We start from the raw sequence: 24926 nt of genomic DNA, 5'->3' as shown, positions 1-24926 counted from the left end.
GGGCGTTTTTTATTTTTCAGGGCAGACTAATATCAACTTTCCTTATTACATAAAGGTTTTTAGGAGGATTACTTATGAAAAAGTGGATTGCAGTTATCTGTACACTGCTGCTTCTTTCAGGCTGTGCCGGTAATGGAACGGATAATAAGACTGGAGGCAAAGAAGCAGACAGCAAAGAAGGTTTGAAAAAAGTTACTGTTGTATTGGATTGGACACCCAATACCAATCATACCGGCTTATATGCCGCAAAGGACAAAGGATATTTTAAAGAAGAAGGACTCGATGTCGAAATTATCATGCCAGGTGAAGCAGGTGCAGATCAATTGACTGCATCAGGCAAGGCTGATTTCGGTGTCAGCTATCAGGAAAGCATCACGGAAGCCCGTGTACAGGGCGTTCCCCTTGTATCGATAGCAGCTGTAATTCAGCATAATACTTCCGGTTTTGCATCCCCTGCTGAAAAAAATATTAAATCGCCGAAAGACTTTGAAGGAAAAACGTATGGCGGCTGGGGAGCTCCTGTAGAAAAATCGGTAATAGACTCCCTAATGAAGAAGGAAAACGCCAATGTTGAAAAGGTCTCAATCGTTAACATGGGTGATGCAGATTTTTTTACCGCTGTTAAAAGAGATATAGACTTCGCATGGATTTATTACGGATGGACAGGTGTAGAAGCTGAGCTTCGGGGGGAAAAGATTAATATGGTCTACCTCACAGACTACTCAGAAAAACTGGATTACTACACGCCTGTTCTGGCTACGAGTGAAAAAATGATTGAAGATGATCCGGAAACTGTTAAAGCATTTGTAAATGCTGCAGCCAAAGGCTATGAATTTGCAATCGACCAGCCCGAGGAAGCAGCTGATATCTTGTTAAAGAATGCTCCTGACCTGGACAGCGAATTGGTCAAAAAGAGCCAGGAGTGGCTATCCCCGCGCTATCAGGATGATGCTGCCAGATGGGGAGAACAAAAGCTTGAGGTCTGGGAAAACTATGCAGACTGGATGCATGAAAATGGTCTTTTAGATAAAGAATTAGATGCCGGCAAAGCATTTACAAATGACTTCCTGCCGGAATAAGGAGAGTTATTAAATGGCAAACGCACTTGTAAGCATTCAAATCATACCAAAAACAAAAGATGGGGAAAATGTTATACCATACGTTGATGAAGCAATCAGTATCATTCAGCAATCCGGTGTTAAGTACGAAGTGCATCCCCTTGAAACAACGATGGAAGGCGATTTAGAACACTTATTGAAAATCATTGCTGACATGAACAGAAAAATGATTGAAAAAGGCAGCAGCAACGTAATCTCACAGGTTAAGATTCTCTATCAGCCCGCTGGAATTGAAATGAGTGATTTAACGGAGAAGTACCGTCCATGATCAAGGTATTCAGAAAAGGGTGGAGACCGGCTGCGGTTCTCCTCCTTTTATTCATTCTCTGGGAGGTGGGGGTAAATCTGGCAGAAGTCCCTGCTTGGCTCCTGCCTCCCCCGACAGATATCATTCAGGAGGCAGTTTTGGGTTGGGAGGGCTTCCGCCCGCATCTTCAATCGACAGTCCTGCTATCACTATGTGGATTTGCCATTGGCACTGCCATTGGATTGCTTACAGCTGTTATATTGCACTTATTGCCTTTTATAAGAGAGTCTGTTTACCCGCTTCTCATCCTTTCACAGAATGTGCCAATAATTGTTCTGGCTCCTTTACTGGTTGTATGGTTTGGATTTGGCATACTTCCAAAACTTATTGTCATTACGCTGGTATGCTTCTTCCCCATTACTGTTGCAGCATTGGATGGTTTTCGGCAAACTCCAGCAGATCTCAGGCATTATATGCTGATGGCTGGAGCCGGCAGAGGACAGCTGTTTTGGAAGCTGGAGCTTCCCCATTCCCTTCCATCTTTATTTTCAGGGCTAAAGATCTCTGCGACCTATAGTGTGATGGGTGCTGTAATATCTGAATGGCTCGGAGCCAAAGCCGGAATAGGGGTTTATATGACTCTAGCGTCTTCTTCCTTTCGGACAGACCGTGTTTTTGTAGCCATACTTGCGATTATGCTGTTAAGTTTGCTGCTTTTTGGAGGTATATTACTTTCAGAACGTTTGCTTATTAAATGGAAGTCCAGGGAGAGTGGGAGGAAATGATACAATTATCGGTTAATTCTCTAACGAAAAATTTTGATTCAAATCAGGTTTTAAGCAATTTGAGTTTTCAAGTAAATGAAGGGGAGTTTGTTTCGATTTTAGGTCCATCAGGCAGCGGAAAGAGCACTATCTTTAACCTGATTGGCGGGATGCTACTGCCTGATGAAGGGTCCATAATGCTAGGGGATTCCGAAATCAGCGGCAAACGCGGTTCAATCAGCTATATGCCCCAGACACCTTCCCTGATGCCTTGGAGAACTATCCTTCAGAATGTTCTGCTTGGCCAGGAAATTATAGGGAGACCCGATCCCGAAACAGCCAGAAAAATGCTTCAAAAAGCCGGACTCGGTGACTATGAAAATGCGTTTCCTCATGAATTATCAGGAGGCATGAAGCAAAGGACCGCCTTTATCCGGGCACTATTAAGCCCGCAGCCAATCATATTGCTGGATGAACCTTTTTCAGCTTTGGATGAGCTTACCCGTCTTGATATGCAAAAATGGCTTCTCGATATTTGGAATGAACATAAGCCCACGATTCTGTTTGTCACTCACAATATCGAAGAAGCCATTTACCTCTCTGATCGAATATTAATACTCGGCAGCAAGCCTGCTAGAGTGGTTCAAGAATATAAAGTGCCTTTTGGGCGGCCGCGAATGGAGGAAATTTTTCTGGATGAAAATTTCCTTGAATGCAAAAGAAGCATTCATCATGCGCTGAAAAATCATTAGGAGGCAGCAGCATGGATAATTATATTGATGCCCATATTCATCTTGATAAGTACAGCGATATTGATTTAGAAAAAATGTTTCATAAATTGCCGTTTAAGCTTTCACTGGTTACAGTTTCAAGCGATTTAAACTCCTGCAAAAGAAACCTTGCTCTTGCAGAAATCTATCACTTTGTTAAACCTGCATTTGGTTTTCACCCTGAACAGGTACTGCCCAATGATCATGATATTTCAGATCTTTTCAGCTGGATAAAGATTCACACAGAGCAGATGGCTGCTATTGGCGAGGTTGGCCTTCCATACTATTTGAGACCTAATGGGAGCAAGATCCCAGGCGGATATATTGAACTTCTCGAAGAATTCATAAAGCTTGCAAAAAAACAGGATAAGCCCATTGTCCTCCATGCAATTTATGATGATGCACAGATTGTGTGCAATTTATTGGAAAAGCATTCGATTAAAAAGGCTCATTTCCACTGGTTTAAAGGTGACACTGCAGCAGCAAGCAGGCTGATTTCCAATGGCTATTACATATCCTTTACTCCAGATATCGTGTATGAAAAAGAAATACAGGGCCTCGTACGGGATTACCCGCTGGATAAGTTGATGGCAGAAACAGACGGCCCATGGGAATTCGAGGGCCCTTTTAAAAACAAACCTACCCACCCTTCCATGATGGCCCATTCCATCAGTTCCCTTGCTGAACTAAAAGAAATATCTTTCAGCAGCGCCCTTAAGAAGCTTTATGATAATACAAAAAGCTTCTATAATATTGATTAATCTGCCTAAAAAAGGCTTTTACCAAATAGGCAGTTTTTTTATTTAGATTAGATAAAATATACTAGATAAATATAATCACATCGCACCATTCCTAATTATGGAAATATAGGTTAATCTTATATTGGACAATACTTTTTAGGAGGTATGTGATGAAAAAGTATATTTTCTTATTATTGACTATTTTACTAGTTTTCTCAGGCAATGTTTCTGCACAGCCCAAAAGTAATTCGGCTGGTTTGACTGAGAAAGATTTCATGAAAGCCGTGTTAAAATCTGATGAGTTTAAAGAATTCAAATCTTCTATTTTAAAAGATGCCTCCACCCAGCCAAAAGCTCTTATTGATGAAAAAGGAAAACAATATGGCTGGACAGTGCAATATGAAATTGAATACAACGAAAAAAAAATTTCCTTAGATGAAAAAGCTCTCGTAAATTTCTCGTCCCTACTATCTTTCTCATTTGAGTCTGGGAAGGAATTAAAAGTGCGGCTGGTTGATTTCAGCAGGCTTATTGAGGATCAGGCTTTTTATGTAAAAGACCTGAAATCTGAGGAAGAGACCAAAATAGATATCTCAAAAGACAGCACCTTTACTGATTATTTAACAGAAGTAGAATTGAAAAAAACACAGCTGATTAAAGAAGCGGCTAAAAGCAATACAGTCTCTTCCGATAAAGCCACAGTATCCGCCCAGCTATGCTACTACTGTACGAAGTATGAATGGCGCGGCGGGTATCCCTGCTCATCCGCTAACACTGAGTCCGAAGCTTCAGTATCATTCCAGCTTGAAGAAAACGGGCTGAATCCGGATTCTGTGGTCATTGAATGCTATGTTCCCCGCCATAAGGTGTGTGTTGACGGGGAATGGAGAACCTATTGCCCTATACAATGAAAAGAACGGCTAAGCGAATGGCTTAGCCGTTTTTGTTATCCTTTCGTGCCTGATGCGATATTCGAACCTTCTATAAAGTGCTTCTGGAAGAAGAAAAATAACAGCACTACAGGCAATAATACCATAACTGACATGGCCATCAGGTAATGCCATTGTGTCTGTACAGTTCCCTTGAAGGTTTGAAGACCGATTTGAAGGGTGTAGAGACTTTCATCATTTAAATATAATAACGGACCAAGAAGGTCATTCCATGCGCCATTAAATGAGAAAATGGCTACAGTAATAAGCGCCGGCTTCGTCAATGGCAGCATGATATGCCACCATATCTGAATATGATTAGCACCGTCCAGAACAGCTGCTTCAATAAGTTCATTCGGAATGGTCATCATAAACTGGCGAAGCAGGAAGATGAAAAAGGCACTCCCTAAAAAGGCCGGAACAATCAGAGGCAGATACGTATTTACCCAGCCAAGCTTGGAGAATAAAATGTACTGAGGCACCATGGTGACAAACCCTGGGATCAGCATGGTTGATAACACAACTATAAACAAAGCATTCCTTCCTTTAAAACGGATCTTTGCGAATGCATAAGCAACCAGCGAATTGGCAATAACGCTTCCCGCCATTCCGCAAAAGGCAATAAAGAATGTATTCATAGCCCAGCGGGTAAACGGTGCTGATTTCCAGGCGTCAACATAATTGGAAAAATGGAATTCTTTTGGCATAAAGGTCGGCGGATATTGAGCTATCTCTGCAGGGGATTTCAAAGAAGTCGAAATCATCCACCAAAGCGGAGATATTACCAGTACACTTCCTGCTAATAAAACGATGAAAACAATCGCCTGCTTTACTTTATCTTTGAATTTTTTCGTCTCATAAAACTTCGGTGCTGCAGCAGTTCTCATTTATCATCTCCTCCCTCATAATGAACCCATTTTTTACCGATTTTCATATTAATGATTGTCAGTATCATAACGACAATAAACAGCAGCCAGGCCATTGCAGAGGCATAGCCCATGTCAAACACCTCAAACGCATTATTCCACATATGAAGATTATAGAACAGAAGCGAATTTCCAGGTCCGCCGCTTCCATTCTCCGTCATGACATAAGCCTCCTGGAAAATTTGAAATGAACCGATCGTACTTGTCAGCACATCAAAGAAAATGATCGGCGAAATCATAGGCAATGTGATGTAAAAAAATTTCTGCACTACACCGGCCCCATCCAGATCCGCTGCTTCATAAAGGGAATTTGATACCCCCTGCAGACTTGCCAGATATAGAAGCATTCCTCCGCCGACACTCCACATTTTCATCAAAAGCAAAGCTGGCTTTGTCCATTCAGGGTCAAACAGCCATGCTGGCCCCTCAATTCCAAACCATGCCAGGAACGTATTAACCAGACCTGTTGACGGACTCAGCAGCTGCATCCATAAAAAGTAAACTGCAACACCTGAGAGGATAGCAGGCAGATAATAAAGTGTGCGGAAAAATTTCATGCCTTTTACTTTTTGATTTAGAAGAACCGACAGAAAAATCGCCCCTGCTGTGGTCAGCGGGACAGAGAATAAAACGTAATATAAAGTGTTCCATAGTGACGTTTTAAATAGGTCATCAATCGTAAACATGCGTTTGAAATTATCAAGACCGATAAAATTCATTTTTGAAGTGATATTATAGTCTGTAAAACTGGCAAATAAGGAAAATAATAACGGGCCAAGTGTCAGTCCCAGAAATCCGATTATCCACGGGCTGATAAATAGATAGCCAAAGATATTTTCTCTTGTTTGGCGTGACAGCCGTCTGTGTGATGATGCCTTCCCTTTTTTTCCTGCAAATCTGCTCCCCGGCGCTCAATCGTTGTCTCATATGATTTCAACCCTTACACCTTCTTTTTATAGTATTTATAAAGAGAGAAGGATTGCCCTTCTCTCTTTGTTCTAATTTTTCTTTAGTTTTTCAACATCTTCTTCTGCTTTTTCCAGCGCTTTTTCAGGCTTGGTTTTACCTAGCAGAACATTGTCTATATGAGGATTAATGCGATTCTGGTAATCGGGATACTCTGTCGGGACTGGGAATAATTGTGTCTGATCCAGGTTTTTCACAGTCGCTTCATATACATATTGATCATCACCTTTAAGTTCCTTTACCACGGCCTCTGCAGCTTCTTTATTTGCGACATTATCATAATTTTTCATAGCCCAATATTTTTGAGCTTCTGGACCTGTAAGATACTCGATAAACTTCATAGCTTCCTCAGGGTGTTTGGCTCCTTTAGGAATTTCAGCTACGAACCCACCTCCATCACTCCAGTTCCCGGAACCTTCTTTATATGCAGGAATCGGGGCAACCCCAAAATTCATATCATTGCCATAATCACGAATTTGTGTGTAAAATGTACCGATATCCACCCACATTGCCACTTTGCCGGCAATGAACGGATTTGACTGTTCACTTCCAAATTCAGCTTCAAATGACTGAACTGTTTTCTCGCCGAGACGCTCCTTCCATCCCAGCAGCCATTGAAGCGCTTCCTGCTTTTTAGGAGTATTGATATAAAGTTTGCCATCTTGAATGAATCCTTTTCCGCCATCAGCGCTTGTCATCCAGCTTGCTGCACCGATACTGCCCCAAAGCGGGTAAAAGCCAACCCGGTCATAGCGATCTCCATTTTTAACATCCAGCTTCTGAGCATACTCCTCCAGTTCAACCCATGTAGCAGGCGGTTTTTCCGGGTCAAGGCCTGCTTCTTTGAAAGCATCTTTATTGTAAAATAGCAATCTGGTATCTGTATTAAATGGAACTGCATAAGCCTTGTCCTCGTACATTACCGTTTCCCATAAATGCGGGTAAAACTGGTCTTTAAATGAATCATCGATATACTTGCTCAAATCTTCAGATTGTCCATTTTCTGCCCGCTGGCCGACCGAATTAATATCGTTAATGATAACATCAGCAGGATTACCGGCAGCAACGGATGCCAAGTTCTTTGTCCAAATATCTCCCCAAGGCAAATATGTATGCTTAACAAAAACCTCATCCTGTGATTTGTTAAAATCATCTATGATTTTTTCAATAATTGGCCTTCTTGTTTCTGAACCCCAAAAACTCCAAAAATCAACAACGACCTTTCCATCCTTCGTCTTTTCTGCCTGAGCACTTTCCCCGGAACAGCCTGCTAATGTTCCAATAAGCAGGAATGCGGAAATAATAAAAAGAAGTCCTTTTTTCATGATGCTCCCCCTAATATTTATAATTTTCAGCTTTAATCTTCTGCCTATTCCCTGCCTGCAGGAATCAAGCGAATAAAAATTTTTATTAACTAAGTAAGTACTACCCTTTTAATCTGGGATAAAACATTTATTTGAAAAAATTCTCGATATTTGTCAAAATCCAGCCCTTTCAGCCTAAAAAAAATGACCCCTTACTGGAGTCAAATTAAGGAGTATTTTGAATGCTTTGTGCGATTGCCTTTATATATTCAATAAATATAGAGCCCTCCGCAGGAGGAACTGAATAAATTTCTTCACTGTCAATTAGCTTAAAGTAAACTTCGCCTTGCTCGTTCCAGACTTTCATCTTTACCGGTTCTTTTCCCTTTAAATTAAATTGGATATCATAGGTTGGTTTGGCATCAATGACTGCCTCTGAAGGGATTGCCGAATTTATGGCATTTCTTGCCGTGTTTTCCCACTTTGGATCTTTTACAGTCGCGATTTCTGCCGAATACTTTCCATCGGCAGAGAAGCTTTTCTCGGTTTCTGACATAGCAATAGTTGTTTGGCTTATAAAGCTATTCCCAAGCATCTCTGAACTGCTGCTGCCATTGGTAATAGTATCCTCAGAAAAAATAATGAAAGCGAACATGACACAAGCAGCCATTACAGCGGCAGCAGATAAAAATCTCGGGAAAATAGCTTTCTTTCTTTCAGGTTTTTCCTCTATGCTCCTCAATATTTTTTGCAGACTCTCCTGCTTTTGCTTTTGAGACCGCGGAATTCGTCCCAATTCTCGAAAGGAATTATCGGATCCGAATGAGCTCTTCATGGACTTCCCCCCTTTTCTGCAATTCTTTTTTTAGCGCTGCGAGTGCCCTGGAAGTGGTGATTTTCACTTTATTTTCAGACCAATTCAAGATTTCAGCCGTTTCCTTAATGGAAAACTCCTTTATTTTTCTCAAAATCAGCACTTCTTGATAGCTTAATTTCAAATGGCGAATTGCTTCATATAAGAGTGTAACTTTTTCACCCTTAATCATTATCTCTGTAGGAGTATCTTCATCTGATTGGAGTTGGAATTTTTCTATAGAGAAAAATTTGAATCTGCTTTTTTTGCGCAAATAATCAATGGCTACATTTCTGGATATCCGGACAAGCCACGTAAAGATCTGGGACTCCCCATTAAATTGATTCATATATTTGTAGGCTTTGATAAAGGTGTCTTGTGTCAGATCTTCCGCCACTTCCTTATCATTTACGAGAAGAAATATGTATCCATAAATTCGATCGCTGTACTCGCTGTATATATCTTCAAACGCTTCTGCCGTTATTCTCTCCATTGTGGCGCCCCCTCGCATATTATTAGACGAATAAAAACCAGAAAAGAAACACTTTTCTATTGTTTATGTAAAACATTTGGTAAAACCAATAATCCGGAACCTGTTCATTTATCCTATATTTTAAAACAATCTGATTCCTTAGCATCAAATTTGAGAAAAATCCGAGAAAGCGCCTTTTTAACCGTAACTTTTTTCAATCTCATTTAACCTGTAAAAAGATGAATAAAGTTACACCCCAGACTACCCATCTTCGATTCATTTTTTCCAATTTTGAGTAAAGGTTTCCTTTAAGTTCTCCACCCTTTTAATTTATTTTATCATTCTGTGAAAATACTGCCTCCCTCCTTTTCCTTATTTTTTCCAAGATTCATTTGACTATATGGAAAAATAATACTTTTACTCTATTAATAACCATAAAAAGTTCATTCTTTAAGCCTGTAACCCTTAGTGACCTATGAAGCCTTATAGCCATTTTCATAAAAGCACTGCAAAAAACTTTATTTTTCGACAATCTCCAGCCTTTAATTTAGCTAAAGTACAGGGTAACGGCAGGGTTTTCCATTTTTGGAAAGTACCCATAGGAGGTGGTTGAGTTCTTCATTGCAAACTAGCAGTTTAAATGAATTAACAAAACAAGGAGGGAATTTTTTGAAAAGAAAAAGAAAATCTTTGAATCGCATTCTTTATGTGATGCTGACAGCTTTTCTAATTTTGCCGCTGATGTTCCCAGGCATGGGATCGGCAGAAAGCAAGAGCTCTCCGCATACTTCAGTTAAGAAAGCTGCTCCTCAGACAGCAAAAAGCAAAATTAACAGCTCACTGCTTAAACAATTTGATAAAGAAGATAAAGTAACATTCCTGATTAAATTCAAAGAACAGGCCGATACTTCAGCAGCAGTCAAGAAGGCTGAAAAAGCGGCTGCATCACAAAAACTGACACCCTCTAAATCAAAATACATGAAACGCTCTGCAGTCCTATCCTCACTAAGATCTACAGCTATTGAAACTCAAGGCCATGTCGCCGACTTCCTTCAAAAACAGGAAAAAGACGGCAAGGCAAAAGATGTTCAATCCTTCTACATCGTCAATGCAATTGCAGTAACAGCTACAAAAGACGTTATGGAGCAAATCGCAGTATTCCCTGAAGTAGAAAAGATTCTTCCAAATGAAACAAGACAGCTTCATAAACCTGTTAAAGAGGCTGAAAAATCTCTTAAAACACAAGCAGAAACCCGCTCGATCGAATGGAACATTGACCGCGTCGGAGCTCCTGCTGTATGGGAAATGGGAATTGACGGATCCGGTACAGTCGTTGCATCCATTGATACAGGTGTTCAGTGGAATCACCCGGCATTAAAAGAAAAGTACCGGGGCTATAACCCTGCACAGCCTGATTCTCCAGTACATGAATTCAGCTGGTTTGATGCCACTGCAGGCCAGACAGTTCCTTACGATGATCAGGGTCACGGAACCCACGTAACTGGAACTATGGTTGGTGCCGAGCCGAATGGAGGCAATCAGATCGGTGTTGCACCTGGTGCGAAATGGATCGCAGTAAAAGCCTTTACTGCAAACGGCGGAACTGATGTAGACCTTCTTGAAGCCGGTGAATGGATCCTGGCTCCAAAGGATGCTGAAGGAAATCCCCATCCTGAGAAAGCGCCTGATGTTGTCAATAATTCTTGGGGCGGCGGACCTGGACTGGATGAATGGTATCGTCCAATGGTGCAGGCATGGCGTGCAGCTGAAATTTTCCCGGAATTCTCTGCAGGAAACACTACTTTGTTTAATCCAGGCGGACCTGGTTCAGTTGCAACCCCAGCAAACTACCCGGAATCATTTGCTACTGGTGCGACCGATATTAATAATGGCTTAGCAAGCTTTTCACTGCAAGGGCCATCTCCATATCAGGAAGTTAAGCCTGATGTATCTGCACCAGGCGTTAACATACGTTCCTCAGTTCCCGGAAGCGGATATGAAGGCGGCTGGAACGGAACCTCCATGGCTGGGCCGCATGTTTCTGCGGTTGCCGCGCTGCTCCGCCAGGTTGACTCAAGTCTGACTGTTGAAGAGATGGAGGAAATTCTGCTGACCACCTCTACTCCTTTGACAAATGGTACTTATCCTGAGACACCAAATAATGGTTTTGGCTACGGACTCGTAAATGCCTTCGATGCGGTTTCTTCCGTACTGACCGGTCTTGGAAAAATCAAAGGCCAGGTTGCAAAAGAAGGAGATGATTCCGAAGCTCCTGAAGCCAATCATGAAGCACCTCAGGAAACATATGCAGGAATGGATCTAGCACTTGAATTGACTGCATCAGATAATGTAAGCGTCACAAGAGTGGATCTTGAATACTTAAAAGCTGACGGCAGCTGGGCCGCTATTGAGGCCGAAAGAACAGCAGGCAACTATAAAGATGGTACGTATCAGGCAGTTATTCCTGGAGAAGACATAGCTGAACCTTCTGTAACTTATAAATGGAAGGTCAATGATTTTGGCGGGAATTTAACTGAAACAGACTCCTATGAAGTGGCAGTAAGACCAGGAATCAGCATTGGCTATTCTCAGGACTTCGAATCACAGCCGGCCGGCTGGACTTCGTATGGACCGGAAAATAGCTGGGAGTGGGGAATTCCATCTTCAGGTCCTGGTAATGCAGCATCCGGGGAAAAAGTATTTGCAACTAAACTTGACGGCAACTATGCAAATAGAGCAAACATGAATCTCCAGATGCCTCCTATCGACCTGCCGGAAGGAGATGCCTACCTTCAATTCAAGCAATGGCACGAGCTTGAAAACCGTTATGATTATGGTCACGTTTTTGTATCAACAGATATGGAAAACTGGGAACAGGCTCTTCGCGTAAACGGCAATACAACAGGCTGGGTTAATGGAGAAGTAGATTTAAGTGCGTATGCTGGACAGAGAATTTATGTCGCCTTCAATGTGACTACCGATGGCTCTGTTCAGAAGCAAGGCTGGTATATTGATGATGTGAGGTTATCTGATACTCCAGCAGAACCTGCAGGCAAAGCACAGCTTGGCCTCAGCAAAGATAAACCTTTTGCAGAATTAAAGAAGGAAAAGGTAAATCCTGATAAAATTGTTCCTAAAAAGGATACTCTTGCAAAAGATGATGAGAAACAGCAGCAGCCGGTCCCAGTGCTTCTTCCGCTTACTGCCGAAGTAAGTGTGCTGGAATCAGGCAGGTCCGTATTTACTAATCCGCAAAACGGATCTTTTGAGATGACACATGCATCAGGTGATTTCACTGTAAAAGCAGAAGCTTACGGCTATCGTTCTCAAACACAAAATGTAAATATACCGCAGGATGGAGAAGCGACTGCAAATTTTGTCCTTGAGGAAATACCAAAAGGCACTGTCACAGGTGTTGTGACAAATGAAGCAACTGGAGAGCCTGTTGCAAATACTACGCTTCTTTTAATTGAGGATGCGGCAGTACAGCCAGTAACAACAAATGAAAACGGTGAATATACACTCACAGCCTACGAAGGCACATACACTTTAAAAGCAATGGCACCTTCCTACTACAGCAAAGAGCAGAGCATCACGATCGAAGGCGGCTCAACTCTTGATCAAAACATTGAGCTTAAGCCATTTATCGGTTATCCGGGTGAAATCGGATATGACGATGGTACAGCTGAAAATGCACGTGCATTTTACGATGCCGGCAATGGCTGGGCAGTTAAGATGTCCCTTGCATCCGGCCATGACAGCGCAATGGTTACCGGCGGATTATTCCGCTTCTGGGATACAAGCTGGCCGACTCCGGGCGGTACAGACTTCAAAGTGGAAGTATACGATGCAAGCGGACCGGATGGAGCCCCAGGCAAGAAACTTGCAGGCCCATTTGAAGCGACAGCATTAAGAAACGGTGAATGGACACATGTAGATCTAAGTGACGAAGGAATCGTTACAAATGGAGACTTCTATATGGTCTATATCCAATCATCACCAAATCCTAATGCTCCTGGTCTTGGCACAGATGAGGATGGAGAGAATGCAGGACGCAGCTGGCAGTTTGTAGGCGGAGCATGGTCACCGTCGCCTGAAGATGAAGGAAACTATATGATCCGCGCGACAGTCAACTATGAAGTTACAGCACCTGTCATTACTTCTCCTGCGGATGGAACATTTACGAACCAGGGTAAAGTTACAATTGAAGGTACTTCCGCCCCTACCACAACTGTAAAAGTATTTAATAATGGAGAAGAGGTCGCATCGGCTGATAGTACAGACGAAGGCACTTTCTCAGCAGAGATTCCACTTACTGAAGGGGAAAACACACTTACTGCCAAAGCATCAACAGAGTCAGGGTCCACTGATGCTTCTGAACCTGTAAAAGTAATATATGATAAAACAAAACCGGAACTGTCCATTACAAGCCCTGCAGATAAATCCAAAACAAATAAAGAAACAGTCACTGTTAAAGGAACCGTTTCTGACGATAACCTTGATTGGGTAAAAGTAAACGGCCAGACAGCAAAGGTTACAGACGGTGAATACGCTCTTCGCATCCTGCTGGATGAAGGTGAAAACACCATTACGGTAACAGCACAGGATAAAGCGAAAAACAGCGAAGAGAAAACAATCACAGTCGATGCTAAATATACCGCTCCTTCCATCGAAAATCTTCTTCCTGCAGAAGATAAGGAGCTTAAAAAAGGCGAATCGGTAAAAATCCAATTTGATAGTGAACCAGGGTTAAAAGCGACCTTTGCCATCAGAATGCCTTTAACAAATGCTGGCGGCCAGCTGAATAACGCAACTGAGCTTCCAATGATGGAAACTTCCCCGGGCCATTATGTCGGCTACTATACTGCCACTTCAAATGTAAAAGCACCTGGTGCCGAAATTGAAGTGAAAGTGATGGATGACTACGGCAATGAAGCCCGCAAGACAGCAGATGGAAAACTGTGGATTAATGCAAAAAAGAAGAATAATAACAGCACTAAAAAGTAGTAAAATCAGATGTAAAGGCAGGCCCATTATTATAGGGGCCTGCCTTTTTGCACTTATTGATTTAGCAATGTTCTTTTTTCATTTACTAATCCATTAAACTCCTTATCCAATTGGGCATATTTGCTGTCACCCGGAACAAGCAGACTGAGTTCTCCAAGTATCGCATTGATGCGGTTATCAATCACCATGATCTGGTCTTTTGTGGAATCATGAGCTTTTTCCTGCTGGGACCTTCTGGATTTCATACGATATTCCTTAAGATTCATATCAAATCTGGTGATTTTATTTTTTTCAAATACAAGCAATCTTGTGCTTAACTTCTCCAAAAAGTATAAGTCATGCGAAATAATGATGAGTGTTCCTGAAAATTCCCTGAGCGTTTTTTCAAACTTCTCCCTGCTCGGCAAATCCAAGTGATTAGTCGGTTCATCTAATATTAAGACGTCGTATTCCTTTAAAAGCATGTCTGTAAGCTTAACCCTGATTCGCTCTCCCATGCTCAGCTGTCCAATCGGCCGCTTTAACTTCGCTTCCTTCATACCCAGGTTTGCTAATAGGGTCCTCGCCCTGTAAATCTGCTCCCGTTCGCTGAGATCAAGTGCTTCAAGGGCGTTTTTTGTTAACGGTAGATCATTAATATCCTGGTTTAAATAGGCAATCTTTAAAGTGCTGCTAATCCAAAGTTCCCCATCTGAAGGGGAAATCTCTTCCAGCAGCATACGGATAAAAGTGGTCTTGCCAGTCCCGTTGGGTCCAAGAATACCAATTTTTTCGCCATGCTTTATATAAAACTGGCTATCCTTGAAAAGAGTCCGGTCTCCAAAGCATTTTGAGAGGTTTTTAGCTTCAATGATCCTTTTTCCCCGTTTGCCTGATGAATCGAATTGAAAGTGCACTTTTGCCTCTTCTGCCGGCTTCTCAATTTTATTCTTATCCAGTTCCTGCTGAAGCCTTTTCATTTTTGACTTCACCTGCTGATCCATCTTTTTGGCTTTTACTCTGTGGTATTCTTTAAAGCCCATCTGCCTATTCTCAGAAGGACTTCCACCTTTAGTTGATTCCCTGTGAGCTTTTTCAGACCATTTTTTTAAATTGGCCATCTGATTTTCGATCCTATCAATTTCTCTTTGCTGAACATTAAATTGATGAAGCTGATCGTCATAATTTTTCTGTTTTTGCTCCCGGTAGGCTGTGTAATTCCCGTCATACATGGTTAAAGTGCCCTCCTGCAGCTCAAAAATCCTGCGGACAGCCTGATCAAGAAAGTGACGGTCATGGGAAATGATCATGACAGGACCGCTGAATTGGCCAATCTCCCTAATAAGCCACTCGATTCCCTGTAAATCCAAATGATTGGTGGGTTCATCCAAAATCAGCATGTCCGGTTTTGATGACCAAACCTTGGCTAAGGAGAGCTTCAATCTTTCTCCCCCGCTTAAAGAATCAAGCCTTTCCGGTTTCCATTCATGGAGTTTTGAGAGTCCTAATCTGCTTGCCTGATGGAAAATTTCTTCTTCCGGGCTTTGGTCAGGAGCATGAATATCACTCACAGAATAATCTGCTGACTGGTGCAGATAGGCGATTCTATATGGCTCCTTCATCCGCTCGATTGTCCCTTTATCCGCCTGTATACTGCCGAATAAAATATTGGCCAATGTAGTTTTCCCCGTGCCATTTAAGCCAACAAGACCAATTCGATCCTGCTGATAAATATCGAATTCCAAATTAGAAAAAACCCTTTTATCTCCGAATGACTTTTGAAGATCTCTGGCCATGATAACCGGTATACTGTTATTGCGGTGATTGCTGATTTTATTTGCACACATAAAAAAACCTCCCCATACCCGGAGAGGACTGTGCACCCATCATTGGAAATGGTGCAAACACATAAAAAACGCGCGCCTAAATAAAATCTAAACCGCTTAAAGACAAATAAGCAGACATCACTTCCGATAAGGAATGACTAAAAAAGGGCACACTAATCCTATGTTCTCCGGGTTAAACTTTTTAAATATAAAAAGATACCAGAAAAAATAAGATTATAACTTCATGCCCCTAAATCATCCTTTCAACCTGTTTGATTGTAGTATATAAGCTTCTGGCTATTATTGTCAATAGGCTCATGTTCAGCAATTGAATACATGCATCTGCCCCGGATATCCTTAATCAATTCGGATATGCTTATTGGTAAGCTCCTTGAGCATATTTAATATCGTAGCTCTTTCCTCCAGATTAAACCCGCTTACCCATTCTGAAACAAGCTTGTACTCGCCTTTATGCATTTCCCGCTGAAGTCCGCCCTCCAATATGGAGTAAATTTCCCTCATCGTATTTTCCCGATCCTGTGTTTTAAGTTCATCCATTTTGCAATCCTCCCAGTTTCGTTTATGCTGCTTCTTTTCCCCATTTGGCTTATTAGGAAACACGAGTTTGCGCGGTGTATATCCTTTTGCACGCGCTTTTTTTGTATTTTTGCACGGAAACAGACTCTTTCGCTCGGATGTTCTTCTGTTCTGCGCGGAATGGACCAGGGCTTTTGGCACTCACATCCAAATGTATGTAGGCATACAAAAGAAAAGCAGGTGCCCCCTGCTTTTCTTTTAATCTATTACCACTTAAAGCAAGAAGCACCTACGATGATTAACAGGATGAACAGAACAACGATTAGCGCAAAACCGCCGCCGTATCCACAACCGCCGTATCCAGCTCCACCGTATCCACAGCCGCCATATCCGTAGCCATACATTATAGAATCCCCTCCCTTGCCAATTAAATGTGTCTGCTTGTTTTATTAGTAGAATCCACCGTAACCCCAAGAAGCACCGATAATAATCAGTAAAATAAACAATACAACTAAAAGGGCGAAACCGCCGCCGTGTCCGAAACCGTCTGACATAGTCAATTACCTCCTTTGTTTGATTCAATATATCCTATTCAATTCACCCAGATTGTGCGATAGACAAATACACAGTTTTCTGCGCAAAAAAGAAGCCTTCGGTTTGAAGGCTTCGGATTTTTGTTGATATAACGGCATTTCCAGGTTATCTCCCCAGATAAAAATAGGCAATTTCATTATTTCTTATCAGCAAGAGTGGCCTGGATACCTATAGAAGGCTGCACGGATTCTTTTTCTTTTATTTCCTCAGTAAGCTGCTCCAGGCTTTGGCGGACGTTTCCTTTGCCTGAAAAGTTTTGGAGAAGCTCCTTCACATCAATGCCGGATGAAGCTTTCAGGCTTTCCTGCATCGTGGACATCAGGTTGGTGGCATAGCCGGTTACTTTATTGGCGCCGCCATTAGTGCTGTCACTCCCTGTATCAACCACTGTAATCTTATCAATATTCGATAACGGGCTTGCAAGCTGTTTCGCATATTCCGGAAGCATGTTAATGACCATATCCATCATAGCTGCCTGGCCATACTGTTCAAATGCCTCGGCGATTTTTCTCTTTGCCTCTGCTTCTGCCAGACCTTTTAGGCGAATGATTTCGGCTTCAGATTCACCTTGGGCGCGCTGTGAATCAGCCTTGGCCATCCCATCTGCCCTAACCCTTTCAGCTTCTGCACGGGCCTGTGATTCAATCCTATATTGGTTTGCATCCGCTTCGGCAATTTGCTTTTTCTTTTCTGCCTCTGCCGCCTGCTCAACAGCATATCTGTCTGCATCTGCTTTTTTCTTCACTTCGGAATCATATTGGCGTTCTCTTCTTAAGATTTCTTTTTCTTCAAGCTCAATTTGCTTTTGGCGTTCTATAATCCTGATTTGCATTTCATGCTCGGTAACTTCCTGCTTTGCTCTGGCTGTCTCAAGGTCATATGCCTGGTCAGCCCGTGCTTTGGCAATATCCTGTTCCCTTCTGTAGTCAGCCATTTTCATTTGATTTTCTTTCTCGGCTTCAGCTATTTCAGTTGCCCTTTCAAGTTCTGCTTTTTGGGCATCCTTTGCTGCTTCTGCCCGTTTAATCCGGGTTTCCTTTTCAGCTTCAGCCGTGGCAATATCCGCATCCCTCTTAACCTGCGCTATTCTTGGCCTTCCCAGTGAATCAAGATATCCATTTTTGTCACGGACATCTTTGATTGTAAAAGAAACAATGATCAAACCCATTTTGGCCAGATCCTGTGACGCTACCCTTTGAACCTCCTGGGAAAATTTATCCCTGTTTTTATATATTTCTTCGACCGTCATAGATCCCAGAATTGACCGCAAATGTCCTTCAAGAACTTCTTTCGCTTCATTTTCCCGATCTTCCTTAGATTTACCAAGGAACTGTTCTGCAGCAGTAGCAATTTCCCCAATACTCCCGCCGATTTTAATAATTGCAGTTCCATCTGCCATGACAGGAACTCCCTGTTCGGTATATACTTCCGGAGTGGTAACCTCCAGTTTGCTTGACAGGAGGCTTAATGGCTCTGCCTGTTGAAAGACAGGAAGTACAAATGTTCCTCCGCCTCTGATTATTTTTATCTTATTTCCTGATTCGTCCACATGGACATTTTTACTTCCCAAGTAACTGCCTGTTACAATTAACGCTTCATCCGGCCCTGCAGTCCGATATTTTGTAATGAACACACCTAGCAGAGCAATCAGCAAAAATGCTGCGATTCCAATTACAACCCAAACCATTAACATATTGTGTCCCCCTGTCTATAATTCTTTATAATCAATCACTTTAATAACTCCATTTGCGACTTCAACAATCAGCACTTTGCTTCCTTCTGCTATGACCGTATTTTCATAGCTTGAAGCAGGCTTGGATATTCTCCCGCTTATATTTTCAATTAAAACCTCACCGAAACCATTCTCCGGTATAGGAATTAATACCGTACCTACTCTCCCCCTTAAGGATTCATCTGTGTAAACGAGAGATTCTTCAGCAGAAGCTAATGGTATAAGAACGAAGATATTCAGCAATATATCCAGCAAAACCGCAATAACAGCCGCTATCAAAAGAATGACTGCGCTATTAAGAGAGGTTGTCATTTCAAAGATATAGCCTGCAGCGGCGAGAAAAGTAATAAATGCCAGAATCAGTACTGGATTTAGAAAGCTGCCCTCCCCAATTCCGTCTGCCATATCTCCAAAAAACACATACAAAATAATTAAGATACCAGAAAAAATAAGTGTGCTTAGATAAATTGTCTGAATAGGAAAACCAAATAATTCCATAAAATGCACCCTATCCATTTTTATAGTCAGGCTATCTATCCCGTGCCTCCTTCCTTTTTACTATTAAAGCTTAAATTATATACGGACAAAGAACAGTAATTGTTTCATTTTTCTTAACTTTCTCTAAATTAATACTGCTGCTTCTTCAGCTTGTCTAACTTTCACCCTATTATAGTCATTTTCATAACTATTCCTGCATACCATATTTGAGGATTTAAAATCCATTTAGGATTAAATGGTGAAAAATGGTGGAATAGACCAATATATCTGGTTAGCGGAGGGATAGGAATCATGACAAGATCTGAATTGCATATGGAGAAGCCTAAAAGCAAATTTATGCTGGTGTCAATTGTCCTATTGGGATGTTTAGCTGCTATCTTTACAGCATTATATTTTTATTCTCAAAGCCTCATTACTATAGAAGCCCCCAAAAAAGAACTGGGTGAGAAAATCATCATCCAGCTTCCTTCCGGAAAGAGTGTATTTACATATGAAAACCTTATAGTTGAAGAAGAAGGAAAACTTTTTTATAAAGGAGAAAGAAATACCCTGGATTTGACTGGCGGTACAATTGTTTATGAGGATTGGGAATGAACAGGGATCAAAACTCGGTAATCCTCTGCAGTTGACAAAATGTTTTCACTTCCTTTAAGATGAGCAAAAATGGCGAGGAGAAATGACTTTGAAGGTAATGAAAAATGTGATTTTTACAGCTTTAGCTACAGTTATTTCATTTTTCGGCATTAAGAAAATAGCAAATAATTCACATAAGATAAAAAGAATTGGCCATCGGGGAGTTGCCGGCTACTGCCCGGAAAATACTTTTCCCTCATATGACCGTGCAATCGAAATGGGAGCAGATTATCTGGAAATTGATGTTCAATTAAGCAAGGATGGAAGGCTGGTCGTGATTCACGATTCCCTTGTAGACCGCACAACCGACCATAAAGGAAAAGTCTCTGACTTTACCTTTGATGAGCTCAGAAAAATGGATGCCGGCAGCTGGTTTTCTACAAAATTCAGCGGTGCCTGTATCCCTTCATTTGAAGAGGTCTTGGACAAATATGCGGACCGCGTCGGGCTTTTAATTGAGTTAAAAAAACCGTCCCTATATCCGGGCATTGAAAAGATGATCGCCGAGGAACTAAAAAAAAGAAAACTTGATTCAAAAGGTAAAGACCAAATTATTGTGCAGTCATTTGAAACAGCTTCAATGAGATTATTTCATGAACTGATGCCGGAAATCCCTGTCGCCATCTTAATCAACTATCCTCCTGACAAAATGGAGATAAAAAATATTGCCAAATATGCAAGCTACCTGAATCCTAAGTGGACAGTGGTTAATAAGCGGGTGATCGATCTAATACATGCGAATGGTATGAAAGCAATTGCCTGGACTGTGCGTTCAAAGAAAGAAGCAGATAAATTAAAGCATTATCCACTGGATGGAATTGTAGCTGATTATTTAGACCTTATTGAATAACAAAAAGGGTGCAGTCCGAGTCATGGTCTGCACCCTTTTTTTATAAGACTGCCTGTTTTCTTCCGGTTTTCAGCAGCTTTAAGGTTTCCAAATCATTATCTGCCGGTAAAGCAAATGACTGTTGATAAGCTTCTGGCCCCTTCCCTGTAATAAAGATCCAGTCATTCTCTTTTGCTTCAGCCCAAGCTTTCCGGATAGCCAATGTCCGGTCGGGGATCACTTCACCCTTACCGTCTCCATATTCTTTATTCAGAGAGATTAATTGGCTTAACATTTCATTTTCACACTCATCGTTGAGGTCATCAGCGGTCAAATAAAATTTATGGCAGTATTTAGCCGAAACTTTAATCATATCCACACGTTTTGATTGATCTCTTCCGCCCCGGAATCCATAAATTTGAAAGATTCTTTCAGCCCCCTGCTGCTTCGCTGTGTCCAGACAATATTCAAACGCATCCACTGTATGAGCATAATCCACGACAAATTTAGCTCCTGATGGATGAATAATCATTTCAAAACGGCCAGGTATACCCGGAAATGAAGCCAAAGCCTTTGTCATATCTTCCGGGGCTATCCCCAAATCAATACCTGTCAAAAAAGCCATTGCTGCATTATAAACATTATGGTGGCCCGGAAGAGGAAATTCAATTTCAAACGATTTCCCTCTCACCTCGAGAATAAAAACAGTCTTCCCATTTATAGCAGTGTCTTTTATTGAACAGCACTTCTCATCACCCAGCATAATCAAAGGTATCTTTTCATTTTGCAGATGCTCTGCCATTTTTTCTCCCCATGAATTATAAAGATTGACGACTCCTTTACCGTCTTCTTTTAACAAGGTAAAGATCTTCTTTTTATCATAAAAATACTGATCCATACTGTCATGATAATCCAGATGGTCATGAGCCAGATTAGTAAATAGCCCGTAGTCTAATTCCAGACCTTCAGTTCTTGACTGTTCCAGCGCATGAGAAGAAATCTCCATAACTACAAACTCATCATGGCTTTTACTCAGCATTTTTTGAATCTGCAGGGCATCCGGTGTCGTGTTGCAGGTCTTATATTCCTTGTTATTAATAATGTTTGATACAGTACCCAAGAGGGAGCAGGTCCTGCCTGCAGTCTCCAGTATATGCTTTAAAATATAGGCAGTGGTCGTTTTCCCATTAGTTCCTGTAATACCTATTATTTTATGCTTTCTTGATGGGCGATCATAGAAGCAGTTCGCCAGTTTCCCCAGACCGGTTCTGCTATCCGTTACTTTTATGTAAGGCACATTTAACTCAATTGCATCCTCACCCACTACGGCAGCCGCACCATTTTCAACAGCTTGTCCAATGAAATCATGTCCGTCTGCCTGAAAACCTTTAATTGCAACAAAAAGGCTTCCTTTCCCCACTTTGCGTGAATCCATTTCGATCCCTGTAATATCAGGATCGTCTGTAAGTACACCCATCTCCCCGCTATCCTTTAGGCAATTAATAACCTGGGATAATTTCATATTTCTGTCTCCTTTAATGTTTAAACATCAAGTAATTTGGTGTATATATCTATAATCATTATCTTTTGTTTTCCCACATTCACAGGAAATATGCCTTCTTAAGGATACAAATATCGGGGTATGCAGAAAATCGTCTTAATATACTAGAATTGAGGATAAATTTGGGTGAATGGCTTCTGAAAAATAAGCGATTCACCCTATTGATATGTCAGATTAATTGCGTTTTACACTATAGACAATGGCCGCTTGGCAAACTGGGATAGATACTTCACATTCAATCGGCTATGCTGTGAAATAAGATAAGCATCTCTTGTAGCACCTGGCTTTCTAAGCGTGTTAAGAGCTCTTATCATCCCTGCTTCGCTTTCCATTCCTACCCCATGCCCAAAGAACATGCCCCCGCCCAAATAAACGGAATTCTCACCTGTCCAAACTGGATGATCATAATCAGGATTGTAAAAATAAACGACGTCTCCAGGTATGAAATTCCGGCCTCTTTTTGTAACAATCGACAGGTCATGATCATAATTCCAGTCCCAAACAAGAAGTCCCTGAAATAATGTATTGAAGCGGCTGACAGAAATGGAGTCCAATACAGCTTTATAAAAAATCAGCACAATGGCTGTTGTACATTCAAAAGCATATTCCCAGCTGTTCGTGAACACATCCATGATTGCATCTGACGGTAAAACAGATGGATCAAGCAGGTATCCATATTTTGTCCTTCTCCATATGCGCGGATTGAAGCGTGATGTGTTAAAGGGTGCAAACTCCACACGGCTCCCATGAAGCTGCCTGGCTGCTTTAATAATATTCTCTCTCAAAAGGATATCAAATAGCAGTTCATGCATTGAATCGTATTGATGAGTTTCAGGACTGCTCTCCAGCGCCAGATATATTTCACGCTGAACTCCAAAAAAGCTGGAAGCCCCCGGTTTATTCTGATTATTCGAAAGGATAATCATTGTCTTCCCCCCTTCAAATGAACTTATAGTAGCTTATGGTTTCATTTGCAGGAGGGTTCCTTCATTATTTGACCCTTCACGGTATCCAATCCGAGTTATTTATTATCGGAAAATATCTTTTTTTCTGAAATAAGCTTGCTTTTAATTCCAGTTTGCCTGTACAATATTCAACATATTCTTAAGTTTCAGACTATACTTATATTTATTTTACAACAGGGGGATTTTTTCATGGCGACTTTTCTAGGTTCAATTGTTTTGCTGATTGCAGGTTATGCCATTTATTCCAAGGTAGTCGAGCGTATATTTGGTATAAATGACAGCAGCCCTACACCTGCTTATACGGAAAAAGACGGAATGGACTTTATACCGATGAGCTGGTGGAAAGGCAGCTTGATTCAGCTTTTGAATATTGCAGGTTTAGGTCCCATTTTCGGTGCAATTATGGGCGCATTATACGGGCCTGCAGCTTTTATCTGGATTGTTGCCGGTTCCATTTTTGCCGGGGCGGTTCATGATTATTTTTCAGGAATGCTTTCTCTAAGGCATAAAGGAGAGCAATTTCCAAGCATTGTCGGAAGATATTTAGGAAAACCAGCCAAAACGTTCATTAATTTATTTTCAATACTCTTAATGGTTTTAGTTGCCGCTGCATTTACTGCCGGTCCGGCACAGCTGATTTCAAGCATAACTCCATTAAGTTTTATGGCATCCTTGCTCATTATTTTTGCTTACTTTATCTTGGCAGCAGTTTTGCCTGTAAACCGTATAATCGGTAAGATTTATCCTCTATTTGGAGCAATATTAATCTTTATGGCAGTTTCCATTGCAGTCGCACTGCTTTTCAGCGAAAAATCCATACCGAATGTGACACTGTCTAATCTTCATCCCGGTGAACTTCCAATCTGGCCACTACTGATGGTCACCATTTCATGCGGAGCGATCTCAGGTTTCCATTCAACACAAAGTCCGATTGTCTCACGGACATTAAAAAAGGAAAGTGATGGAAGAAAGGTTTTCTATGGCGCCATGATTGCCGAAGGGATTATTGCCTTAATCTGGGCAGCAGCGGGCATGACCTTTTTCGGTGGAACAGGAGGGCTTCAAGATGCATTAGCGGCTGGTGGACCAGCGGGAGTGGTTAATGAAATTTCCGGCAGCCTCCTTGGTACGCTGGGAGGAATCCTTGCTATACTAGGTGTAATCATCTTGCCAATTACTACTGGAGATACTGCCCTTCGTTCTTCAAGAATGATGCTGGCAGAATCACTTTCATCTATAATAAAAATGGATGGGAAATGGAAGGTTGTCATCACCACTTTACCTGTGGCTCTTCCTACTTTATATCTGGCAACAATCGATTACTCATTCCTTTGGCGATATGTCGGATGGACAAATCAGGTTACAGCGGCGGTCATGCTTTGGACAGCCACTATGTATCTTTTGAAAAATAACAAATTCCATTTGATCAGCGGTGTTCCTGCATTGTTTATGACCGGTGTAGTATCCACCTATATCTTCTATGCCCCTGAAGGCTTTCAAATGGATTATCAGCCATCAATGATGATCGGATCATTCATTACACTCTTAATTACAGGCTGGTATGTTTATCAAATCGTTAAACAAAAGCAGCTGCGCAAGAATAAACCCAACCTAAAAGCTGCTTAAAGCGTTAAAAAATGCACCTCACATAATAGTGAAGGTGCATTTTTTTGTGG

Annotated in this window: 24 protein-coding genes; 10 read left to right on the top strand and 14 right to left on the bottom strand. The window is 41.5% G+C overall.

All coding sequences use genetic code 11. From position 1 onward, the window contains the following. Nucleotides 1–74: 74 nt before the first annotated feature. From CE058_RS11690 to CE058_RS11665, 6 genes are all read left to right on the top strand, one after another. The gene (locus CE058_RS11690; RefSeq protein WP_163142744.1) at nucleotides 75–1079 is read left to right on the top strand and encodes an ABC transporter substrate-binding protein; all 1005 of its coding nucleotides are present in this window, start codon (nucleotides 75–77) and stop codon (nucleotides 1077–1079) included. A 13-nt stretch (nucleotides 1080–1092) separates the two neighbouring features. Next, nucleotides 1093–1386, top strand: coding sequence for a thiamine-binding protein (locus tag CE058_RS11685; RefSeq protein ID WP_048009122.1), 294 nt, complete (start codon nucleotides 1093–1095; stop codon nucleotides 1384–1386). Beyond that, nucleotides 1383–2150, top strand: coding sequence for an ABC transporter permease (locus CE058_RS11680; protein ID WP_163142741.1), 768 nt, complete (start codon nucleotides 1383–1385; stop codon nucleotides 2148–2150). Before CE058_RS11685 ends, CE058_RS11680 begins: the two co-directional genes overlap by 4 nt. After that, complete coding sequence (locus tag CE058_RS11675; protein WP_163142738.1) at nucleotides 2147–2881, top strand: ABC transporter ATP-binding protein; 735 nt, start codon at nucleotides 2147–2149, stop codon at nucleotides 2879–2881. The genes CE058_RS11680 and CE058_RS11675 overlap by 4 nt, the downstream gene beginning before the upstream one ends. Before the next feature lie 11 nt (nucleotides 2882–2892). Beyond that, nucleotides 2893–3660 (top strand): TatD family hydrolase, encoded by a 768-nt coding sequence (locus CE058_RS11670; protein ID WP_163142735.1) that lies wholly within the window; start codon nucleotides 2893–2895, stop codon nucleotides 3658–3660. A 149-nt stretch (nucleotides 3661–3809) separates the two neighbouring features. Next, the gene (locus tag CE058_RS11665; RefSeq protein WP_163142732.1) at nucleotides 3810–4550 is read left to right on the top strand and encodes a hypothetical protein; all 741 of its coding nucleotides are present in this window, start codon (nucleotides 3810–3812) and stop codon (nucleotides 4548–4550) included. 35 nt (nucleotides 4551–4585) lie between these two features. Here the strand turns inward: CE058_RS11665 and CE058_RS11660 are convergent, their stop codons facing one another. The 6 genes from CE058_RS11660 to CE058_RS11635 all read right to left on the bottom strand — a co-directional run bounded on the left by CE058_RS11660 (nucleotide 4586) and on the right by CE058_RS11635 (nucleotide 9110). Further along, on the bottom strand, nucleotides 4586–5455 hold the full coding sequence (locus tag CE058_RS11660) for a carbohydrate ABC transporter permease (RefSeq protein WP_163142729.1): 870 nt from the start codon (nucleotides 5453–5455) through the stop codon (nucleotides 4586–4588). Beyond that, the gene (locus CE058_RS11655; protein WP_286167968.1) at nucleotides 5452–6213 is read right to left on the bottom strand and encodes a carbohydrate ABC transporter permease; all 762 of its coding nucleotides are present in this window, start codon (nucleotides 6211–6213) and stop codon (nucleotides 5452–5454) included. The genes CE058_RS11660 and CE058_RS11655 overlap by 4 nt, the downstream gene beginning before the upstream one ends. 80 nt (nucleotides 6214–6293) lie before the next feature. Then, nucleotides 6294–6431, bottom strand: a complete 138-nt coding sequence (locus CE058_RS11650; RefSeq protein ID WP_163142726.1) for a hypothetical protein — start codon at nucleotides 6429–6431, stop codon at nucleotides 6294–6296. 61 nt (nucleotides 6432–6492) lie between these two features. Continuing rightward, entirely contained in the window at nucleotides 6493–7785 is a 1293-nt protein-coding gene (locus tag CE058_RS11645) for an ABC transporter substrate-binding protein (RefSeq protein WP_163142723.1), read from the bottom strand. 205 nt (nucleotides 7786–7990) lie between these two features. Further along, nucleotides 7991–8599: a hypothetical protein gene (locus tag CE058_RS11640; protein ID WP_163142720.1), complete on the bottom strand. Its 609-nt coding sequence runs from the start codon at nucleotides 8597–8599 to the stop codon at nucleotides 7991–7993. Continuing rightward, a complete protein-coding gene (locus CE058_RS11635; RefSeq protein WP_048009113.1) occupies nucleotides 8574–9110 on the bottom strand; it encodes an RNA polymerase sigma factor in 537 nt (178 codons plus the stop codon). The genes CE058_RS11640 and CE058_RS11635 overlap by 26 nt, the downstream gene beginning before the upstream one ends. A 690-nt stretch (nucleotides 9111–9800) precedes the next feature. Between CE058_RS11635 and CE058_RS11630 the strand changes: the two genes are divergently transcribed. Further along, nucleotides 9801–14096: a S8 family peptidase gene (locus CE058_RS11630; protein WP_204260535.1), complete on the top strand. Its 4296-nt coding sequence runs from the start codon at nucleotides 9801–9803 to the stop codon at nucleotides 14094–14096. A gap of 53 nt (nucleotides 14097–14149) precedes the next feature. On the opposite strand, the gene abc-f is transcribed toward CE058_RS11630, so the two are convergent. From abc-f to CE058_RS11600, 6 genes are all read right to left on the bottom strand, one after another. After that, nucleotides 14150–15922, bottom strand: coding sequence for a ribosomal protection-like ABC-F family protein (gene abc-f, locus CE058_RS11625; RefSeq protein ID WP_163142714.1), 1773 nt, complete (start codon nucleotides 15920–15922; stop codon nucleotides 14150–14152). A gap of 336 nt (nucleotides 15923–16258) precedes the next feature. Further along, nucleotides 16259–16459: a hypothetical protein gene (locus CE058_RS11620; RefSeq protein ID WP_048009110.1), complete on the bottom strand. Its 201-nt coding sequence runs from the start codon at nucleotides 16457–16459 to the stop codon at nucleotides 16259–16261. 245 nt (nucleotides 16460–16704) lie between these two features. Further along, entirely contained in the window at nucleotides 16705–16842 is a 138-nt protein-coding gene (locus tag CE058_RS11615; RefSeq protein WP_082138950.1) for a YjcZ family sporulation protein, read from the bottom strand. Nucleotides 16843–16887: 45 nt separating this feature from the next. Further along, complete coding sequence (locus tag CE058_RS11610) at nucleotides 16888–16992, bottom strand: YjcZ family sporulation protein (protein ID WP_163142711.1); 105 nt, start codon at nucleotides 16990–16992, stop codon at nucleotides 16888–16890. 176 nt (nucleotides 16993–17168) lie between these two features. Beyond that, complete coding sequence (locus CE058_RS11605; protein ID WP_048009109.1) at nucleotides 17169–18725, bottom strand: flotillin lipid rafts scaffold protein FloT; 1557 nt, start codon at nucleotides 18723–18725, stop codon at nucleotides 17169–17171. A gap of 15 nt (nucleotides 18726–18740) precedes the next feature. Further along, nucleotides 18741–19262 carry an NfeD family protein gene (locus CE058_RS11600; protein ID WP_163142708.1) on the bottom strand — a complete coding sequence of 174 codons (522 nt, stop codon included), beginning with the start codon at nucleotides 19260–19262 and terminating at the stop codon, nucleotides 18741–18743. Nucleotides 19263–19553: 291 nt separating this feature from the next. Between CE058_RS11600 and CE058_RS11595 the strand changes: the two genes are divergently transcribed. Continuing rightward, nucleotides 19554–19856 (top strand): hypothetical protein, encoded by a 303-nt coding sequence (locus tag CE058_RS11595; RefSeq protein WP_048009108.1) that lies wholly within the window; start codon nucleotides 19554–19556, stop codon nucleotides 19854–19856. 82 nt (nucleotides 19857–19938) lie between these two features. Continuing rightward, nucleotides 19939–20745, top strand: a complete 807-nt coding sequence (locus CE058_RS11590) for a glycerophosphodiester phosphodiesterase (RefSeq protein WP_163142706.1) — start codon at nucleotides 19939–19941, stop codon at nucleotides 20743–20745. Nucleotides 20746–20785: 40 nt separating this feature from the next. Here the strand turns inward: CE058_RS11590 and CE058_RS11585 are convergent, their stop codons facing one another. Together CE058_RS11585 and CE058_RS11580 are read right to left on the bottom strand one after the other, a co-directional pair. Beyond that, the gene (locus CE058_RS11585; protein ID WP_163142703.1) at nucleotides 20786–22246 is read right to left on the bottom strand and encodes a UDP-N-acetylmuramoyl-L-alanyl-D-glutamate--2,6-diaminopimelate ligase; all 1461 of its coding nucleotides are present in this window, start codon (nucleotides 22244–22246) and stop codon (nucleotides 20786–20788) included. A 224-nt stretch (nucleotides 22247–22470) separates the two neighbouring features. Continuing rightward, nucleotides 22471–23211 (bottom strand): protein-glutamine gamma-glutamyltransferase, encoded by a 741-nt coding sequence (locus tag CE058_RS11580; RefSeq protein WP_163142700.1) that lies wholly within the window; start codon nucleotides 23209–23211, stop codon nucleotides 22471–22473. Nucleotides 23212–23439: 228 nt separating this feature from the next. On the opposite strand from CE058_RS11580, the gene CE058_RS11575 reads away from it, so the two are divergent. Further along, nucleotides 23440–24876, top strand: a complete 1437-nt coding sequence (locus CE058_RS11575; protein WP_163142697.1) for a carbon starvation CstA family protein — start codon at nucleotides 23440–23442, stop codon at nucleotides 24874–24876. Nucleotides 24877–24926 lie beyond the last annotated feature (50 nt).

Source organism: Bacillus sp. 22-7, assembly GCF_010628845.1.
GTDB lineage: Bacteria > Bacillota > Bacilli > Bacillales > Cytobacillaceae > Cytobacillus > Cytobacillus firmus_B.
This window is presented reverse-complemented; position numbering and strand designations above follow the sequence as displayed.

Bases quoted from the DNA above. Each gene is read 5' to 3' on its own strand.
- CE058_RS11690 (WP_163142744.1), top strand. From the start codon at position 75: ATGAAAAAGTGGATTGCAGTTATCTGTACACTGCTGCTTCTTTCAGGC.
- CE058_RS11685 (WP_048009122.1), top strand. From the start codon at position 1,093: ATGGCAAACGCACTTGTAAGCATTCAAATCATACCAAAAACAAAAGAT.
- CE058_RS11680 (WP_163142741.1), top strand. From the start codon at position 1,383: ATGATCAAGGTATTCAGAAAAGGGTGGAGACCGGCTGCGGTTCTCCTC.
- CE058_RS11675 (WP_163142738.1), top strand. From the start codon at position 2,147: ATGATACAATTATCGGTTAATTCTCTAACGAAAAATTTTGATTCAAAT.
- CE058_RS11670 (WP_163142735.1), top strand. From the start codon at position 2,893: ATGGATAATTATATTGATGCCCATATTCATCTTGATAAGTACAGCGAT.
- CE058_RS11665 (WP_163142732.1), top strand. From the start codon at position 3,810: ATGAAAAAGTATATTTTCTTATTATTGACTATTTTACTAGTTTTCTCA.
- CE058_RS11660 (WP_163142729.1), bottom strand. From the start codon at position 5,455: ATGAGAACTGCTGCAGCACCGAAGTTTTATGAGACGAAAAAATTCAAA.
- CE058_RS11655 (WP_286167968.1), bottom strand. From the start codon at position 6,213: ATGAATTTTATCGGTCTTGATAATTTCAAACGCATGTTTACGATTGAT.
- CE058_RS11645 (WP_163142723.1), bottom strand. From the start codon at position 7,785: ATGAAAAAAGGACTTCTTTTTATTATTTCCGCATTCCTGCTTATTGGA.
- CE058_RS11640 (WP_163142720.1), bottom strand. From the start codon at position 8,599: ATGAAGAGCTCATTCGGATCCGATAATTCCTTTCGAGAATTGGGACGA.
- CE058_RS11635 (WP_048009113.1), bottom strand. From the start codon at position 9,110: ATGGAGAGAATAACGGCAGAAGCGTTTGAAGATATATACAGCGAGTAC.
- CE058_RS11630 (WP_204260535.1), top strand. From the start codon at position 9,801: ATGCTGACAGCTTTTCTAATTTTGCCGCTGATGTTCCCAGGCATGGGA.
- abc-f (WP_163142714.1), bottom strand. From the start codon at position 15,922: ATGTGTGCAAATAAAATCAGCAATCACCGCAATAACAGTATACCGGTT.
- CE058_RS11620 (WP_048009110.1), bottom strand. From the start codon at position 16,459: ATGGATGAACTTAAAACACAGGATCGGGAAAATACGATGAGGGAAATT.
- CE058_RS11615 (WP_082138950.1), bottom strand. From the start codon at position 16,842: ATGTATGGCTACGGATATGGCGGCTGTGGATACGGTGGAGCTGGATAC.
- CE058_RS11610 (WP_163142711.1), bottom strand. From the start codon at position 16,992: ATGTCAGACGGTTTCGGACACGGCGGCGGTTTCGCCCTTTTAGTTGTA.
- CE058_RS11605 (WP_048009109.1), bottom strand. From the start codon at position 18,725: ATGTTAATGGTTTGGGTTGTAATTGGAATCGCAGCATTTTTGCTGATT.
- CE058_RS11600 (WP_163142708.1), bottom strand. From the start codon at position 19,262: ATGGAATTATTTGGTTTTCCTATTCAGACAATTTATCTAAGCACACTT.
- CE058_RS11595 (WP_048009108.1), top strand. From the start codon at position 19,554: ATGACAAGATCTGAATTGCATATGGAGAAGCCTAAAAGCAAATTTATG.
- CE058_RS11590 (WP_163142706.1), top strand. From the start codon at position 19,939: ATGACTTTGAAGGTAATGAAAAATGTGATTTTTACAGCTTTAGCTACA.
- CE058_RS11585 (WP_163142703.1), bottom strand. From the start codon at position 22,246: ATGAAATTATCCCAGGTTATTAATTGCCTAAAGGATAGCGGGGAGATG.
- CE058_RS11580 (WP_163142700.1), bottom strand. From the start codon at position 23,211: ATGATTATCCTTTCGAATAATCAGAATAAACCGGGGGCTTCCAGCTTT.
- CE058_RS11575 (WP_163142697.1), top strand. From the start codon at position 23,440: ATGGCGACTTTTCTAGGTTCAATTGTTTTGCTGATTGCAGGTTATGCC.